Annotated in this window: 1 protein-coding gene; it reads left to right on the top strand. The window is 36.7% G+C overall.

Annotated features, from left to right (window positions below; genetic code table 11):
• Window positions 1-317 precede the first annotated feature (317 nt).
• Window positions 318-501 (top strand): glutaredoxin domain-containing protein (locus P0G09_RS15520; RefSeq protein ID WP_275253097.1); only part of this gene is annotated, 184 nt, incomplete at its 3' end.

Raw genomic sequence — 501 nt, 5'->3', positions numbered from 1 at the left:
GCCTGTCTTGCTTCTGCCAGCGCCATTTCCATATAATCTTCCGGTTGCAAAATTTTTCTCCCTTATCAATTATTATTAATCAGTGTATAATGGTTTTTGTGATTTTTCTACCGCGTGAGTTATGAAGCAATCTTCATTAGAAAATAAAAAATTTGCCGCAGCTGTCAGCACCTCAATTCCTTATCGCTTAGCCACCACATGTTGTATTGACGTTTTGTAAGCGTACATTATATAGTATGTCAATGCTTGTAATTTCTTCATAACCCGCTATACTATAAAACATTAACTCAACGAAAAGTTAAAGGGGATTGAGATTTATGATTACTGTTTTCTCTAAAAACAACTGTATTCAATGCAAGATGACCAAAATGTTTCTAACGCAGCACCACGTTGACTTTGTTGAACACAATATCGATGAGCATCCAGAATATGTTGATCAACTGAAAGCTGACGGTTTTAAGGCAACGCCAGTAATCAAGCTGCCTGACGGTCAATCCTTTA

Source organism: Faecalibacterium sp. DFI.5.82, from assembly GCF_029076575.1.
Classification (GTDB): domain Bacteria; phylum Bacillota; class Clostridia; order Oscillospirales; family Ruminococcaceae; genus Faecalibacterium; species Faecalibacterium duncaniae.
The sequence above is the reverse complement of the archived record's forward strand: the minus strand, read 5'-3'. Positions and strand labels throughout refer to the sequence as shown.